The sequence below is a fragment of the Stenotrophomonas sp. P5_A9 genome (assembly GCF_056400525.1).
The window spans coordinates 1-13,091 of sequence record NZ_JBFULC010000087.1; the positions used below are offsets into that span (position 1 = coordinate 1).

A 13,091-nucleotide genomic window follows, 5' to 3' on the forward strand; every position below is an offset into this window, starting at 1 on the left:
CGCCGGCGCTGGTGAAACCCCAGGAATCCACCCATGGACTTTTCCCGTTTCTTCATCGACAGGCCGATTTTCGCGGCGGTGTTGTCGATCGTGATCTTCGCCGCCGGCCTGATCTCCATTCCGATGCTGCCCATCGGTGAGTACCCGGACGTGGTGCCGCCGTCGGTGGTGGTGCGCACCGTGTATCMTGGCGCCAACCCCAAGGTGATCGCCGAAACCGTGGCCACCCCGCTGGAGGAGGCCATCAACGGCGTCGAGGGCATGATGTACCTCAAGTCGGTGGCCGGCTCCGATGGCGTGCTGCAGATGACCATCACCTTCCGCCCGGGCACCGACCCGGACGATGCGGCGGTGAAGGTGCAGAACCGCGTCGCCCAGGCGCAGGCCCGCCTGCCCGAGGACGTGCGTCGACAGGGTGTCACCACCCAGAAGCAGTCGCCGACCTTCCTGATGGTGGTGCACCTGACCTCGCCCAAGGGCAAGTACGACACCCTGTACCTGCGCAACTACGCACGCCTGCACGTCAAGGACGCGCTCGCGCGCATCCAGGGCGTGGGCGATGCGCAGATCTTCGGTGGTGGCGACTACGCCATGCGCGCCTGGCTGGACCCGGACAAGGTTGCCGCGCGCGGCCTGACCGCCAGCGATGTGGTTGGCGCCATGCGCGAGCAGAACGTGCAGGTCTCCGCCGGCCAGCTCGGTGCCGAGCCGATGCCCAACAGCCAGTTCCTGACCCTGATCAACGCCCAGGGCCGCCTGCGCAGCGAAAAAGAGTTCGGCGACATCGTGCTCAAGAGCGGTACCGACGGTGAAGTGGTGCGCCTGTCCGATGTGGCACGCGTGGAACTGGGTGCCGGCGACTACACCCTGCGCTCGCAGCTGGACGGCAAGAACGCGGTCGGCATCGGCATCTTCCAGGCCCCCGGCGCCAATGCGCTGGATATCCGTGATGCGGTGATGGCCAGCATGGACGAAATGCAGAAGACCATGCCGGACGACGTCAAGTACGAGGCGGTGTATGACACCACCATCTTCGTGCGCGACTCGATCAAGGCCGTGGTCTCCACCCTGCTTGAAGCCATCGCGCTGGTCGTGCTGGTGGTGATCCTGTTCCTGCAGACCTGGCGCGCCTCGATCATTCCGTTGATCGCCGTGCCGGTGTCCATCGTGGGTACGTTCGCCGCGCTGTACCTGCTGGGCTTCTCGATCAACACGCTGAGCCTGTTCGGCCTGGTGCTGGCGATCGGCATCGTGGTCGATGACGCGATCGTGGTGGTGGAAAACGTCGAGCGCAACATCGAGGAAGGTCTCACTCCGTTGGCCGCCGCCCACCAGGCGATGCGCGAAGTGTCCGGCCCGATCGTCGCCATCGCGCTGGTGCTGTGTGCGGTATTCGTGCCGATGGCATTCCTGTCCGGCGTCACCGGTCAGTTCTACAAGCAGTTCGCCGTCACCATCGCCATCTCCACGGTGATCTCGGCGATCAACTCGCTGACCCTGTCGCCGGCCCTGGCCGCGCGCCTGCTCAAGCCGCATGGCGCGCCGAAGGATGGCCCGAGCCGCCTGATCGACCGTCTGTTCGGCTGGGTGTTCCGTCCGTTCAACCGCTTCTTCAAGTCCAGCTCGGAGAAGTACGAGCGCGGCGTGTCGAAGATCCTCGGCCGTCGTGGTGCGGTGTTCCTGGTCTATGCGGTGCTGCTGGTGGCCACCGGTTTCATCTTCAAGGTGGTGCCGCCGGGCTTCATCCCGACCCAGGACAAGCTGTACCTGATCGCCGGCGTGAAGCTGCCGGAAGGCTCGTCGATCGCGCGTACCGATGAAATGCTGCGCAAGGTCGCCAAGATCGCCCAGGAAACCGAGGGCGTGGCCCACACGATCTCGTTCCCGGGGTTGAACGCGCTGCAGTTCACCAACACGCCCAACACCGGTGTGGCATTCATTCCGCTCAAGCCGTTCAACGAGCGCCATGGCCGCACTGCTGCGCAGATCAACGCCGAGATCAACCAGAAGATCGCCGGCCTGCAGGAAGGCTTCGCGTTTGCGATGATGCCGCCGCCGATCCTCGGGTTGGGCAACGGCAACGGCTACCAGATGTTCATCGAAGACCGTGGCAACCTGGGGTACGGCGCGCTGCAGAATGCCGTCCAGGCGATGCAGGGTGCGGTGGCGCAGACCCCGGGCATGGCCTTCCCGATCACCAGCTACCAGGCCAACGTGCCGCAGCTGGATGCGGAAGTGGACCGGGTCAAGGCCAAGGCCCAGGGCGTGCAGCTGACCGAGCTGTTCGACACCCTGCAGACCTACCTCGGCTCGTCCTACGTCAACGACTTCAACCAGTTCGGACGTACCTGGCAGGTGATCGCCCAGGCCGACGGCCAGTTCCGCAACAACGTGGAGGACATCGGCAAGCTGCGTACCCGCAATGATCGCGGCGAGATGGTGCCGATCGGCTCGATGGTGACCGTCAAGGAGACCTTCGGCCCGGACCCGGTGCTGCGCTTCAACGGTTACCCGGCGGCCGATCTGGCCGGCGAAGCCGACCCGCGCATGCTCTCCTCGGCCGAAGCGATGAACAACCTGACCGCCATTGCCGCCAAGGTGCTGCCGGTGGGCATGACCACCGAATGGACCGACCTGAGCTACCAGCAGGCCACCCAGGGCAAGGCTGCCTTCATCGTGTTCCCGGTGGCGATCCTGCTGGCGTTCCTGGTGCTGGCCGCGCTGTATGAAAGCTGGTCCCTGCCGCTGGCGGTGATCCTGATCGTACCGATGACCCTGCTGTCGGCGTTGTTCGGCGTGTGGTTGACCGGTGGCGACAACAACGTGTTCGTGCAGGTCGGCCTGGTGGTGCTGATGGGCCTGGCGTGCAAGAACGCGATCCTGATCGTCGAGTTCGCCCGCGAGCTGGAAATGGGTGGCAAGGGGATCGTGGAAGCCGCGCTGGAAGCCTGCCGCCTGCGTCTGCGTCCGATCGTGATGACCTCCATCGCCTTCATCGCCGGCACCGTGCCGCTGGTGCTGTCCCATGGCGCCGGTGCGGAAGTCCGCTCGGTGACCGGCATCACCGTGTTCGCCGGCATGCTGGGCGTGACCCTGTTCGGCCTGTTCCTGACCCCTGTGTTCTACGTGGCCCTGCGCAAGTTCGTCAGCCGTAATGGCGGCGGGCAGCTGGTCACCCACGGCGAACCGACCATCCACCATTGATTCCGTCCCCCGCGAGGTTTTTCACATGAATACCGCTACCCAAAAGATCGCCCTGGTCACCGGTGCCACCCGCGGCATCGGCCTGGAAACCGTCCGCCAGCTGGCCCAGGCCGGCGTGCATACGCTGCTGGCCGGGCGCAAGCGCGACGTCGCCGTGGCCGAGGCGCTGAAGCTGCAGGCCGAAGGCCTGCCGGTGGAAGCGATCCAGCTCGACGTCGGCGATGCCGCCAGCATTGCCGCCGCCGTGCAGACCGTCACCGAACGCCACGGGCGCCTGGACATCCTGGTCAACAACGCCGGCGTCCTGCTCGACGACCCCAAGCTGGCGCCGTCGGCACAGACCCTGGATACCTGGCGCGCCACCTTCGACACCAACGTGTTCGCGGTGATTGCCGTCACCCAGGCGTTGCTGCCGCTGCTCAACGCCTCGCCGGCCGGCCGCATCGTCAACGTGTCCAGCATCCTCGGCTCGCTGACCCTGCACAGCCAGCCGGGCTCGTCGATCTACGGCTTCGCCGTGCCGGCCTACAACGCCTCCAAGAGCGCGGTGAATGCCTGGACGGTGCAGCTGGCCTATGAGCTGCGCGAGAGCACCACCAAGGTCAACACCGTGCATCCGGGCTACGTCAAAACCGACATGAACGGTGGCGAGGGCGAGATCGACGTCAGCGAAGGCGCACGCTCGAGCGTGGGCATGGCGCTGATCGGCGCCGACGGCCCGAACGGCAGCTTCACCTACCTCGGCGAGGTGCTGCCATGGTGATCCGCCTGTTGACCGTGGCCGTGACCAGCGCGCTGCTGGCCGGCTGCGTCAGCGTCGGCCCCAACTACCAGGCGCCACCGGCACAGCCGGTGACCCTGCAGGGCGCCGCCGCGCCGGTGTTCACCAACGCCTCGCCGGTCGCCAGCTGGTGGGCGCAGTTCGACGACCCGGTACTGGAACAGCTGGTGCATGACGCACTCGGCGACAACCTGGACCTGCGCATTTCGATGGCCCGCGTGCGTGAAGCGCGCGCGGTGTTCGTCGAGCAGCGTCTGGACCAGCTGCCGCACGTCACCGCCGACGGTAGCTACGACCGCCGCAAGCAGCCCGACGCCACCGTCGGCGGCGAGCGGGTATTCAGCGAAACCTACCAGCTTGGCTTCGACGCCGGCTGGGAACTGGACCTGTTCGGTCGCCAGCGCCGCGCGTCCGAAGCGGCGCGCGCCGACCTGGGTGCCGAGCAGGACAACCTTGCCGATGCCCAGGTCACCGTGGCCGCCGAAGTGGCACGCAACTACTTCGAACTGCGGGGTACCCAGAAGCGCATCGCGGTCGCCAAGCGCACCCTGGTCAACCTCCGTGATACCCAGCGGCTGACCGAAGCGCGCTGGGAACTCGGTGCAGGCAGCGAGCTGGACGTGCAAAGCAGCCGCGCGCGATTGAAGGCCATCGAAGCGGACATCCCGCTGCTGGAAGTGTCCGAAGTGCAGTCGCGGCATCGCCTTGCCGTGCTGCTGGGGCAGCGTCCGGATGCATTGGACGCACTGCTGCAGCCGCGTGAAGTGCCGGCCTATGCCAAGCAGCTGCCGCTCGGTGACACCACCGATCTGCTGCGCCAGCGCGCCGACGTGCGCAGTGCCGAGCGTCGCCTGGCGGCGGCTACCGCACGCGTTGGCGTGGCCACGGCCGACCTGTTCCCGCGGATCAGCCTCACCGGCTTCGTCGGTTTCCTGTCCGGCGATGCCAGTGGGTTGGTCAACGGCAGCAACAAGGCCTGGTCGATGACCCCGTCGATCAGCTGGGCCGCGTTCGACTTCGGCACCGTCAAGGCACGCCTGCGGGCGAGCAAGGCGCAGGCCGACGGCGTTGCCGCCGAGTACGAAAAGGCGGTGTTGCTGGCGCTGGAAGACACCGAGAATGCGTTGACCCGCTATGCCAAGCAACAGGCGCGGTTGGGCATCGTCGCCGAGCAGGCCCAGGCCGCCCGGCGTGCCGAGCAGCTGGCGCAGATCCGCTACCGCGAGGGCTCGGAAGACTTCCTGACCCTGTTGGACGCCCAGCGCACGCAGCTGGCGGCCGACGACGCACTGGCCGCGGCCGAGTCCACCGTCAATGTGAGTGTGGTGGGGGTGTACAAGGCCCTGGGCGGCTGGGGCCAGCAGCAGGAGGCCGCACCGCCGGCCGTGGCTGGCACGCTGCGTTGAGCCGATGCGCGAGGGCGGCCAGACCGCCCTCCCGTGTGATCTGCGTCAGAATTTGCCGCCATGCATGATCAGTGAAGCGGCCGTTGGCGTCTTTGCCACTGACGTCCGCACCAACCCGGGTGATACAAAACTCCCCTTTTCCAGGGGAACACCTCATGATCGACCGTGACCAGTGGCGGACAGCCTCGACCGCCACTCGGAGCGCTCAGGCGGCCCTGTCGCCCAGCGCGCTGGTGTTGCTGATTCTGGCGGCGCTGGTGGTGGCCCTGGGTTTTGCCCGGCTTCCGGACACCTTGCTGGACATCGGCGTGGTCGTGGTCGGGCTGTTCATCGCCGTCGGCGCACGCATCTGCCAGGCCCGCGACCAGCATCTGGCCTTGTGTCGAATGCTCGGTGAGGATCACCCACAACGCCGGCATTGAGTTCGCCTGTCATCGTCCGGGGGGCGATGCGGCGTGACGCAACAGTCACGCAGGCTGCGCGACGCTTCCTGTCCCCTTGCCCGACGACGAGAATTGCCGATGCGCCCGACATCGCTCGCCGCTGCGTGCCTGCTGGCACTGGCCGCCGCTGCCACCGCAAGCGCCGCCGATCCGCTGGTCGGCCCCGGTGAGCAGATCGCCAGGCAGTTGCCCAAACCGTATGCCACCCGGTCTGCCCAGCTCAATTCCAAGGTGATCGGCTGGCCACAAGGTCGCACCCCGAAAGCGCCCGCCGGGTTCCAGGTCAGCGCCTACTCGCGCGACTTCGACAACCCGCGCTGGATGGTGCTGCTCGACAACGGTGATGTGCTGGTCTCCGAGGCGAAGACCGGCAAGAAAAGCGCCAATCGCATCACCCTGCTGCGCGACGCCGATGGCGACGGCGTGCCGGAGCTGCGCAGCACCTTCCTGGCCGGTCTCAACCAGCCATTCGGCATGCTCCAGCGCGGTAACCAGCTATACGTGGCCAACACCGATGGCGTGTGGGTCTATCCGTACGAAAACGGGCAGACGAAGATCACCGCCAAGGGCCGCAAGATCCTGTCGCTGCCTGCCGGTGGCTACAACAATCACTGGACGCGCAATATCGTCGCCAGCCCGGACGGCCAGTACCTGTATGTGACCGTCGGCTCGGCCAGCAACAACGGCGAGTACGGTCTGGAGAACGAGAAGCGCCGCGCCAACATCCTGCGCATCCGCCTCGACGGCAGCGGCGAAACCGTCTTCGCCGCCGGCCTGCGCAATCCCAACGGCATCGCCTTCAAGAATGGCCGCATGTGGACGGCGGTCAACGAGCGCGACGAGCTCGGCGACAACCTGGTACCGGACTACATCACCGAGGTGCACCAGGACGGTTTCTACGGTTGGCCCTACGCGTATTACGGCGCCAACGAAGACCCGCGCCTGGCCGGCAAGGCGCCGGAACTGGTCGAGAAAACCCGCGTCCCCGATTTCGCGGTGGGCCCACATGTGGCGGCGATGGACATCACTTTCTATGACGGCACGGCGTTCCCGGCCCGGTACCAGGGGGGCGCGCTGGTGGGCCTGCACGGGTCGTGGAATCGTGCCGTGCTATCGGGCTACAAGGTGCTGTTTGTTCCCTTCAAGGGCGACAAACCCAGTGGCCAGGCCGAGGATTTCCTCAGCGGCTTCGTGGTCGACGGCAGCACGTCGGAGGTCTATGGCCGCCCGGTGGCCAGCCTGGTGCTCAAGGACGGCAGCGTGCTGGTCAGCGACGATGCCGGCAACACGGTCTGGCGAGTCAGCCACGCGCCCAAGGCCACCGCCGCGCGCTGAGGCGGTGGCCCGTCGCGCCCGGGCTCAGTGCCTGGGTGAGGTGGGGAACACCAGTTCGGCCTGCACCGGGTAGTGGTCCGACGGCAGCACGCCGCCGGGCTTTTCATCCAGCGTGCTGAAGCGATCCACGGTGAAGCCGCGCACCAGGATCCAGTCCAGTTCCACGGTCGGCTTGCCGGTGAAATCATGGAAGGTCAGGCGCGGGCCATCGACCTTGCCGGCAAGCCTGCGCGCATCACCGAGCGCGGCGGTGAACGTCTGGTAGGTGGTGCTGCCCGGCTCGCTGTTGAAATCGCCGGTGACCACCACCGGGATGTCCTTGGGCAGCGCGGCCACCCGTTCAATGATCAGCTTGGCACCCAGCACGCGGCGCGGCTCATCTTCCTCGCGGTAGGGCAGGTGGGTATTGAGCAGGTAGAAGCGCTGGCCATCGGTCTGGCGCTGGAACAGCCCCCAGGTGACCATGCGCGGCATCAGGTTGCCCCAGGTGATGCTGGCGACCACATCGGGCGTGTCGGAGAGCCAGAAATTGCCGGATTCCAGCAGCTTGAGCTGCGCGGTGTCGTAGAACACGCCCATGTGCTCATCGGCATGGCCGCCGCGGCGGCCTTCGCCGAACCAGCGGTAGCCGGGCAGGTGCTGCACCAGGTAATCGGCCTGTTTTTCCACCAGCTCCTGGGTGCCAAACACGGCCGGGTGCTGCTCGCGCAGCAGCGTCACCATCGCATCGCGACGGTCTTCCCAGCGCCGGCCGGCCTCGGTATCCACCGGCGTGCGCACGTTGAAGGACATCACCCGCAACGCGTCGGCCGCATGCGCCGAAGCGGTGGCGAGCGACATCGCCATCAATACCAACAAAGCGGGGCGGTGGAAACGTGCGTGCATGGGGCCTCCTGGACGGCCTGACAGGGAAGGCCCCAGCTTGCCATGCTTTCCTCGACACCGACTGTGYCGCAACGGGTGACACCTGCTGCAACGCAGCGCGAACACCGTGGCGGATGCGGTGATTGTGACGCGCCTGCTTGAGCGCGGCCGCCAATCCGGGTTGAATCGGAACAGCACTGCCCCTCGCGGAGTTTCAGGTGAATCCCCAGTCCCTTCCACCGCCGTCTTCCGGCCACCCTGACGTGACGCTGCGTTGGCTCCGGCGCGGCGACGCGCAGGCGTGGTACGACTATCTGCGCTTACCCGAGGTTATCGGCCAGACCAGCTGGGCGCTGTCATCGGTCGACGACCTGACGGCAATCTTCGCCGCACTGGAGCCGGAGGCTGCCGCGCCTCAGCTGCGCCTGGCCATTGTCGATCGCGGCGATGCGCTTGTTGGAACCCTCGGCTTCCACAGCATCAATCCCCATCACGGCAGCGCCGAAATCGCCTACGAGCTTTCACCGGCGGCCTGGCACCGGGGCATCGCCACGGCCGTGTGCCGGCAGGTCGTGCCGTGGGCGTTTGCCCATTTCGGCTGGCAACGCATCCAGGCCGTGGTGCTGGATACCAATCATGCCTCGGCGCGCGTGCTGCACCGGTGCGCGTTTCAGCATGAAGGACGATTGCGCGGCTTCCGTCGTGTCGGCGGTACCTCGCGCGACTTCGATATGTATGCGCGTCTGCGTGGCGACCCGGCCAGCTAGTTTCAACTGGTCAGCAACACCCAGCCGATCAGGCTGTTGATCGCGATGCCCAAAAGCAGCACCCACAGCGTGGACAACACGGTATTGAGCCAGGAGCGTTCCAAGGCCACCTTGAGCCAGCCAGCCTGCACCACCGCGTACCAGAGCAGGGACAGCAGGGACACGGCCACGCCGATGTGGGTCGACAGCTGGCCTGGCAGCCGGACGAACACCATGCTGGTAGACAGCGCGACCGCGAACGGCGCGGTCAGGTAACACTGCACGAAGAATGGGCGGCGCAGCGTCTCGCGGGTCATCGGCAGCTTGCTGCGTCGGAGCATGTGCACGGTAGCGATCAGCGGCCACACCGCGAAGGTGATCGAGCGGTACAGCAACAGACTTTCCTCGTTGCCGAACACCGTGCGCGACAACTGCCCGGTGCCGACGATCTGCTGGTGCATCAGCAACTCCACCCCGTGCGCCACCAGCACCGCCAGCATGAGGAACATCGGCGGACTGATCGCATCGTCGAACTGCTTGTCCAGCTTCTGGGTCAGCTCGGTAGTGACGTACTGCGCCATCCGCCGTGGATGCACGATCACCCGGTACAGCGTGCGCGGGAAAAACAGGAACCAGGTGCAGAGCTCGTAGAGAAACTCTTCCAGCGATCGAAGCAGTTTGAGGAAGTCCATCCCAAGGTCCCTGCGATGAAGGCGCCGACAGCGCCGGGCGGGCCCGGCACTGCGGTCAGCGGATGGCGACGGTCAGCGTATGCGGTGCCTTCTCGCCACGGCGCGCCTGCGCCCGCATCTGGTAGACCTGCACCACGTAGGTGCCCGAGGCGGGCAGGGTGCCGGACCAGCGCCGCTTCTCATCGTTGCTGCCCAGCGCCTCACCCTGGCCGGGGACCACGCCAGGGGCGAACACATTGAAGCTGGCATTGGCGCTGCCGCCCACCGTCACTGTCATGGTCTGGCCGGCGCGTGCCGACACGGTGTAGCGGACTGTGTCATAGCCGGAAAGCGTGCCACGCAGCGTGGCGCTGCTGGCGCCCTTGGTGAAGTGCACCGGTGTGGTGGTGACCTTGTCGGCCGCGGTGGCCAGGGCCGGGGTCAGTGCGAGCAGGGAAGACAACAGCAGCAAGCGGAAGGGTTTCATCGCAGTTCTCGCGGGCCCGGGCTTGGGCGTCCGGCCGAGCATGATCGCCAGGGCATCAAGGGCTTGTCGATGGGGCCGGCAGATTGGGCGCCGCCCCGACTCGACGGCGCATGACGCGCCAAGGAGGGGTAACCTTGGCGGTTCCCTTATAGAACGACAGGCCGGCGCCGATGGATTATCAGCTTGTGATCAAGTTCTGGCGAAAGTCGCTGGACGACGAGGCGTTCCTGGCCACGCTGGAGGCCGAGCTGACCACCGCGCTGGGCAAGGCGGCGACGCTGGACGGCTATGACGTCAGTGCCAAGGAAATCAACCTGTTCATGTTCACGGCCGATCCGCGCCCGACCTTCCGGCGCACCAAGGACGTGCTGGAGCGGTTGGGTGTCCTGCACAGCGTTTCGGCGGCCTACCGCCTGGTTGGCGGTGCCCAGTTCACCTCGGTGTGGCCGCTGCGGATGGCGCGGAAGTTCACGTTGCCGTGAGGGTGGGGCGGGCGGCTACGCCCGAACGGCCACCAGCTTGTCGTTCGACAGCGCATCCTCGCCGTCGAAGCGGTAGGCCACCAGCGGCTCGCTTTCCAGTGCTGCGCTGTAGTCCACGCAGCACGCCTTGGCGGAGATGACGCCCGGGTTTCCGCTGAACCAGTAATGCCCGAAGAAGACCGGTTTGGCCTGGTCGTAGCGCGCGATGGCGCTGTCTGGAATCGGTGTCTCCGGCAATTGACCCGCATCGCGGCCGATCAGCGCCGCAGTGCGGTAGGTCGAGGCCGTGTCATCCCACCAGCGCACCCGCGTCCGCTGTCGGACAATGCCCTGCTTGTCCGTGAAGGTGATCGGGGCGGGCAGCTCGATCTCCAGGCCCTTGCAGATCGCTTCCACCGCCACGAACGCCGCGCTGTCTTTGCGTGATGCCGCCACCAGCAGTTCCGGCGTGAGCGTGTTACCCACCCCGAGCTGATCGGCAATGACCGCCATCGAGGGCGGGTGCCAGCAGGCGTGCACCAGGCGCAACTGGTCGGTTTCGATCCACAGCGGCAGGGTCATGAACCACTGGATCCATTCCCGGTGTAGTGCACTGTCCAGCGTCACCTCGTTGAGGAAGGCGCGATGCTGGTCATGGTTGCTCTGGCCGCGTGCCCGCAGGTAGTGGCCCGGCTGCGCGGGGTCCCGCGTTGCATAGGCAATGCCATTGAACTCATGATTGCCCATGATCGCCTCGGCGCTGCCCGCATCGACCATGCGCCGGACGATCTCCAGCGTTTCCAGCTGCCCAGGGCCGCGATCAATCAGGTCGCCCACGAACCGCGCCGTACGTGCCGGATGCCGCCAGGCGCCCATGCGCTCGCGGTAACCCAGCTGTTTGAGCAACGCTTTGAGCTTCCCCGCCTGACCGTGAATATCGCCAATGATGTCGTGTGCCATTTCTCCATTCTAGCGGTCAGTGCCGGTTCGCTGGGGGCAGTGGTTAAAATGTGATGCATGCACATTCCAGTCGCGCGAATGGACACTGCCATTTACCTGTGTTATCAAGCGCTGGTCAGGATAATCCTGGCAAACCACACAGCAATCAAAGGATCGAAAATGAAACGATTCGCCCGAGCATTGCGCGTCAGCCTCAATATTCATCCGAACGAGAAAAGTAGTGTGTGGAATACCTGGCCGATCTGGATCGAGTTTTGATTCCCCGTTGATTTTACGGGTTTGAACGGTAGCAAGACGAAGGGACTCGTCTTCGAGTCCCTTCTTGCCGGAGACATGCATGGAAGGGATGTCGCAACAGCAAGGCGGCGTGGCCGCCGAGCGCCTGGCCGCCCGCGTTGAACGCGAAGGTCCGGTGTTGAAACTGGACACCGGCGGCGTCGGCGTGTTTTGCCCCGAGCTCGCCGGCCGGGTCGACAAGGAAAACGCCGAGCAGTTGTTCGTCGTCGAATCGCTGTCCGATCTGTTTCGCCGCCATCAGCGCGTGCGCTGGTCCGAAGTGCGTAGCCTCATAGCCGCCTGCAGCGCCGAATTGACGGGCCCGGACACGCTCTGCGCCCTGCAGGGCAGGATGCGCATCGCACTCGACGCGGTCTGCGGTATCGAGGCCGATGCGATGCCGGCCATCTGGAACACGATGTCCTTCCCGCTGATTCCACTGGTCATCAACGGACTCAGCGGCAAGGAACAGGCCGCCGTGCAGCGTGCGATGCAGTTGCGCTTCACCACGCAGGTGGAGCAGGTGATCCACACGCGCGATCTGCTGCGCAACTTCTTCATCGGCCGCTGTGAGTCGCGCGCGATACACGCAGAACTCCAGCGCCGGCTGCGCGATGGCCATTCTCATCTTGATTATGCGCAGCCGCTGCTTGGACTGCGCGACCGTATCGGGTTGGATAAAGTCACCTATCTGGTCACCGTGCAGTTGATCGCCATTTCCGGCGTACCGGGCATGATGGCGGCGTGCCTTCTACTGGCCATGCAGATGCACCCGGAGTGGCGCGAGAAGATCGAGGCGGAATTCGAGCCGCTGTCGGACGCGCAGATCCACGCACTGCCGATGGCACGCATTCCGTGCACGATGCGCTTCCTGAAAGAAGTGATGCGGCTGTATTCGACGCCGTTCAATAACCGCCGCGTCGCGGTGTGCGACCTGGAGGCGGACGGGCACGCGATACCCGAGGGTAGCGTGTACGAACTCAGCTCCTACATCCAACATCGCTCTGAAAAGTACTGGGACCATCCGCAGGTCTTCGATCCGGACCGCTGGTTGCCGGAGCGTCGTCGGCGCACTGCCGGCATCTACGTGCCGTACGGCTTCCCGTCGCGCTCGTGCGTGGGCTCGGCGGTGGGCAATGCGCAATTGATCCTGCTGTGCGCGTTGCTGGCGCGCGAGTATCGGTTCACGCCCTCCGCCCGCTATCGGCCCGAGGTGCGGATGGACGGATTTGCCATCCCGGCTGCGCTGCACGGCACGTTTTCAAGGCAATAAAAAAGCCGGAAGTCCTGTCACCAGGAACTTCCGGCTTCTTTCCGGCCCCGAAGGGCCGGTCGTATGGTGGAGGTGGGCGGAATTGAACCGCCGTCCGAAGGCACTCCATCCCCGGTACTACATGCTTAGCTCACCGTTGGATCTCATCCTGTGGCAGCACGGTGTGCAAAGCGCACCCCAGGAC

Annotated in this window: 12 protein-coding genes and 1 other RNA gene; 8 read left to right on the forward strand and 5 right to left on the reverse strand. The window is 65.6% G+C overall.

Features of this window, described 5'->3' with window-relative positions; genetic code table 11:
- Nucleotides 1-33 precede the first annotated feature (33 nt).
- The 5 genes from AC1DR7_RS18760 to AC1DR7_RS18780 all read left to right on the forward strand — a co-directional run bounded on the left by AC1DR7_RS18760 (nt 34) and on the right by AC1DR7_RS18780 (nt 7,169).
- Nucleotides 34-3,204 carry an efflux RND transporter permease subunit gene (locus AC1DR7_RS18760; protein WP_478076615.1) on the forward strand — a complete coding sequence of 1,057 codons (3,171 nt, stop codon included), beginning with the start codon at nt 34-36 and terminating at the stop codon, nt 3,202-3,204.
- A gap of 25 nt (nt 3,205-3,229) precedes the next feature.
- Entirely contained in the window at nt 3,230-3,967 is a 738-nt protein-coding gene (locus AC1DR7_RS18765; RefSeq protein WP_457319047.1) for an SDR family oxidoreductase, read from the forward strand.
- A complete protein-coding gene (locus AC1DR7_RS18770; protein WP_256774034.1) occupies nt 3,961-5,391 on the forward strand; it encodes an efflux transporter outer membrane subunit in 1,431 nt (476 codons plus the stop codon). The genes AC1DR7_RS18765 and AC1DR7_RS18770 overlap by 7 nt, the downstream gene beginning before the upstream one ends.
- 155 nt (nt 5,392-5,546) lie before the next feature.
- Nucleotides 5,547-5,813 (forward strand): hypothetical protein, encoded by a 267-nt coding sequence (locus AC1DR7_RS18775; RefSeq protein ID WP_256774033.1) that lies wholly within the window; start codon nt 5,547-5,549, stop codon nt 5,811-5,813.
- A gap of 99 nt (nt 5,814-5,912) precedes the next feature.
- Entirely contained in the window at nt 5,913-7,169 is a 1,257-nt protein-coding gene (locus AC1DR7_RS18780) for a PQQ-dependent sugar dehydrogenase (protein WP_457319682.1), read from the forward strand.
- Between the two features lie 24 nt (nt 7,170-7,193).
- Here AC1DR7_RS18780 and AC1DR7_RS18785 read toward each other — a convergent pair whose 3' ends face one another.
- A complete protein-coding gene (locus AC1DR7_RS18785; protein WP_457319684.1) occupies nt 7,194-8,054 on the reverse strand; it encodes an endonuclease/exonuclease/phosphatase family protein in 861 nt (286 codons plus the stop codon).
- Between the two features lie 197 nt (nt 8,055-8,251).
- On the opposite strand from AC1DR7_RS18785, the gene AC1DR7_RS18790 reads away from it, so the two are divergent.
- Nucleotides 8,252-8,800 carry a GNAT family N-acetyltransferase gene (locus AC1DR7_RS18790; protein WP_457319686.1) on the forward strand — a complete coding sequence of 183 codons (549 nt, stop codon included), beginning with the start codon at nt 8,252-8,254 and terminating at the stop codon, nt 8,798-8,800.
- 2 nt (nt 8,801-8,802) lie between these two features.
- On the opposite strand, the gene AC1DR7_RS18795 is transcribed toward AC1DR7_RS18790, so the two are convergent.
- Nucleotides 8,803-9,471, reverse strand: coding sequence for a hypothetical protein (locus tag AC1DR7_RS18795; protein ID WP_457319688.1), 669 nt, complete (start codon nt 9,469-9,471; stop codon nt 8,803-8,805).
- Between the two features lie 55 nt (nt 9,472-9,526).
- Complete coding sequence (locus AC1DR7_RS18800; protein ID WP_457319690.1) at nt 9,527-9,937, reverse strand: g-type lysozyme inhibitor; 411 nt, start codon at nt 9,935-9,937, stop codon at nt 9,527-9,529.
- A 170-nt stretch (nt 9,938-10,107) separates the two neighbouring features.
- Between AC1DR7_RS18800 and AC1DR7_RS18805 the strand changes: the two genes are divergently transcribed.
- Nucleotides 10,108-10,419: a hypothetical protein gene (locus tag AC1DR7_RS18805; protein ID WP_478051264.1), complete on the forward strand. Its 312-nt coding sequence runs from the start codon at nt 10,108-10,110 to the stop codon at nt 10,417-10,419.
- Between the two features lie 15 nt (nt 10,420-10,434).
- Here the strand turns inward: AC1DR7_RS18805 and AC1DR7_RS18810 are convergent, their stop codons facing one another.
- Nucleotides 10,435-11,358 (reverse strand): metallophosphoesterase, encoded by a 924-nt coding sequence (locus AC1DR7_RS18810; RefSeq protein WP_478051265.1) that lies wholly within the window; start codon nt 11,356-11,358, stop codon nt 10,435-10,437.
- A gap of 337 nt (nt 11,359-11,695) precedes the next feature.
- Here AC1DR7_RS18810 and AC1DR7_RS18815 point away from each other — a divergent pair, with 337 nt between their 5' ends.
- The gene (locus AC1DR7_RS18815; protein ID WP_478052643.1) at nt 11,696-12,907 is read left to right on the forward strand and encodes a cytochrome P450; all 1,212 of its coding nucleotides are present in this window, start codon (nt 11,696-11,698) and stop codon (nt 12,905-12,907) included.
- Nucleotides 12,908-12,971: 64 nt separating this feature from the next.
- On the opposite strand, the gene ssrA is transcribed toward AC1DR7_RS18815, so the two are convergent.
- Nucleotides 12,972-13,091, reverse strand: a transfer-messenger RNA (tmRNA) gene (gene ssrA / locus AC1DR7_RS18820); the annotation flags it as partial.

Coding starts and splice junctions, on each gene's coding strand:
- AC1DR7_RS18765 (WP_457319047.1), top strand. CDS start 3,230: ATGAATACCGCTACCCAAAAGATCGCCCTGGTCACCGGTGCCACCCGC.
- AC1DR7_RS18770 (WP_256774034.1), top strand. CDS start 3,961: ATGGTGATCCGCCTGTTGACCGTGGCCGTGACCAGCGCGCTGCTGGCC.
- AC1DR7_RS18775 (WP_256774033.1), top strand. CDS start 5,547: ATGATCGACCGTGACCAGTGGCGGACAGCCTCGACCGCCACTCGGAGC.
- AC1DR7_RS18780 (WP_457319682.1), top strand. CDS start 5,913: ATGCGCCCGACATCGCTCGCCGCTGCGTGCCTGCTGGCACTGGCCGCC.
- AC1DR7_RS18785 (WP_457319684.1), bottom strand. CDS start 8,054: ATGCACGCACGTTTCCACCGCCCCGCTTTGTTGGTATTGATGGCGATG.
- AC1DR7_RS18795 (WP_457319688.1), bottom strand. CDS start 9,471: ATGGACTTCCTCAAACTGCTTCGATCGCTGGAAGAGTTTCTCTACGAG.
- AC1DR7_RS18800 (WP_457319690.1), bottom strand. CDS start 9,937: ATGAAACCCTTCCGCTTGCTGCTGTTGTCTTCCCTGCTCGCACTGACC.
- AC1DR7_RS18805 (WP_478051264.1), top strand. CDS start 10,108: ATGGATTATCAGCTTGTGATCAAGTTCTGGCGAAAGTCGCTGGACGAC.
- AC1DR7_RS18810 (WP_478051265.1), bottom strand. CDS start 11,358: ATGGCACACGACATCATTGGCGATATTCACGGTCAGGCGGGGAAGCTC.
- AC1DR7_RS18815 (WP_478052643.1), top strand. CDS start 11,696: ATGGAAGGGATGTCGCAACAGCAAGGCGGCGTGGCCGCCGAGCGCCTG.